This window comes from Synechococcus sp. R6-7 (assembly GCF_047461695.1).
In the GTDB taxonomy this organism is placed as follows: domain Bacteria; phylum Cyanobacteriota; class Cyanobacteriia; order Thermostichales; family Thermostichaceae; genus Thermostichus.
Map to the genome: position 1 here is coordinate 1 of NZ_JANSHS010000433.1, position 2,373 is coordinate 2,373.

2 protein-coding genes are annotated in these 2,373 nt (G+C 60.0%); one reads left to right on the forward strand and one right to left on the reverse strand.

The window, feature by feature from the left end:
* Positions 1-128 precede the first annotated feature (128 nt).
* Positions 129-2,009, forward strand: coding sequence for an AMP-dependent synthetase/ligase (locus NW815_RS12250; protein ID WP_414388956.1), 1,881 nt, complete (start codon positions 129-131; stop codon positions 2,007-2,009).
* Between the two features lie 13 nt (positions 2,010-2,022).
* Here NW815_RS12250 and NW815_RS12255 read toward each other — a convergent pair.
* Positions 2,023-2,373, reverse strand: a 351-nt coding sequence (locus tag NW815_RS12255) for a hypothetical protein (RefSeq protein ID WP_414388955.1), incomplete at its 5' end; no start/stop codon positions are given.

Below are 2,373 nucleotides of genomic sequence, written 5' to 3' on the forward strand. Positions count from 1 at the left end.
GTTGATCCCTACCTTTTCCCCGCAAGGGGAAGATGGTGAATGGGGTGACAGGCTGGGAACTGTCCTAGCGACACCTGGGGAGAGAGGCTGGGTTTAATAGACTGTAAACGTAATTTACGGTACAGACTATGACAACTGCTGCCGCTTCTGCTACTCCCACTGCCCCTGAGACGACGCTGCTGAACGTTTGGCAAGTGCTGGCGGAAGAGTTTGCCGGTCAGGTTGCCCTACGGGATCCCCACGCGCAGCCAGTTTTCGAGATGTCTTATGGAGAGCTGTTTCGCCGCATTCAAACCCTGGCGGCTGGCCTGCAGGCTTTGGGCATTTGCCCGGGGGATCGGGTGGCCATTTTTGCCGATAACTCCCCCCGCTGGCTGATGGCCGATCTGGCCACGATGTTCACGGGAGCTGTGAATGTGCCCCGCAGCGCTGTGGCGGATCCCAGTGAGCTGGGCTACATCTTGCGCCACTCCGGTAGCACGGCCCTGATTGCTCAGGATCTGAAGACTCTGAGGCGGATCCGGCCGGATGTGCAGGAGCTGGGCCTGGAACGGCTGCTGTTGCTTTCCGATGAGCAGGAAGCAGGGGTGCTGAACTTTTCCCAATGGCTGCAAAAGGGTCGGGAACACACCTACCAACCCCCAAAGCTGGAGCGATCCCAACTGGCCACCATCATCTACACCTCCGGCACCTCCGGTCGGCCCAAGGGGGTGATGCTCAGCCACGGCAACCTGATGCACCAGGTGGAGAACTTGGGCGTGGTTGTACAGCCACAACCGGGGAATAAGGTGTTGACCATTCTGCCCACTTGGCACTCTTATGAGCGGGCTTGCGAGTATTTTCTCCTCAGCCGTGCCTGCATGCTGGTCTATACCAGCCCTCGCTTTATCAAACAAGATTTCCAACAGGAGCACCCCCATTTTCTGGTGGCAGTGCCGCGGATTTGGGAAACCGTTTATGAAGGGATCCAACGGCAATTCAAAGAGAAAAGCCCCCTGATGCAGCGGCTGATCCGCGCTCTGATGGCCGTGAGCGAGAGCCACGTGCTCTCTGGACGGATAGCTCGCAACCAGTCGATTTTGCATTACGGAGTCAGCCCCTGGGTGCGCCTGCAGGCTCGCCTGCAACATTGGCTGCTCTGGCCCCTGCACCGATTGGCCGATGTGCTGATCTACCGCAAGGTACGACGGGCGTTGGGCCCCAATTTTCAACATGCCATCAGCGGCGGTGGATCCCTGCCTGCCTACTTGGATCTGTTCTACGAGGTGGTGGGCATTTCCATCTTGAATGGCTACGGCCTCACCGAAACTTCGCCGGTGTTGTGCGCGCGGCGTCCAGACAACAATGTGCGCGGTACGGCTGGCCCCCCTCTGCCGGGGACGGAGTTTCGCATTGTGGATCCTGAAACTCGACAGCCGCTGCCCCCTGGAGAAAAAGGACTAATCCTGGCCCGTGGCCCGCAGGTGATGATGGGCTACTACAACAACCCGGAAGCCACCGCCAAGGTGCTCAGCTCCGACGGCTGGTTTGAAACCGGGGATCTGGGCTGGCTCACCCCCGATGGGCAACTGGTGATCACCGGCAGAGCCAAGGATGTCATTGTCCTACTCAATGGGGAGAACATCGAGCCCCAGCCGCTGGAAGATGCTTGTCTGCAGTCTCCTTACATCAGCCAAATCGTGATCGTCGGGCAAGACCAGAAAAAATTGGCCGCCCTCATCTACCCCAACCTCGACGCCCTCAAGGCCTGGGCTGCCGAGCAAGGGATCCCGGCTGAGGATGCCGAGCTGCTGGCCCAGCCCCAGACCCGCACCTTGATTTTGCAGGAGGTGCGCCGCCGCATCCAAGAACGCCCTGGCTACCGGCCCGACGAGCAGGTCAGCGACTTTCGCTTCTTGCCGGAGCCGCTGAGCGTGGAAAACGGCCTTATGACCCAGACCCTGAAGATCAAGCGCAACCCGGTGGCTGAGCGCTATGCCCACCTCATCCAGGAGATGTATCCGGCTTGAGGTGCAGGCCCACCTAAGTTTGGGATCCCCGTTGTTGCTCCAGGTAGCGCCGGAATTGCTCCGGTGGAATGGCCCCTCGGTAGGCTCCACAGTAGTAGAGGGTGAGCACTGCCTTGTAGGCCCAATCGCTTGGCACCACGTCTGGGAAAGGGCTGGGCAGGGTATCGGCTTGGTTGGCGGCGCAGGCTTGCAGGATCTGCTCTGTGGTGAGCTGTTCCGCCAGATCGGGGGGGAGCTCCCGCAGGTTAGCCTGGGCCAGAACCGCTCCCGGCAGGCACAAGCTGGCGAGGGTCGCCGCCCAAAAAGCGCGAGTGAAGAGGTGTTGCCAGTTCATGGCTGATACATTTACGCTGAACACTGCTGA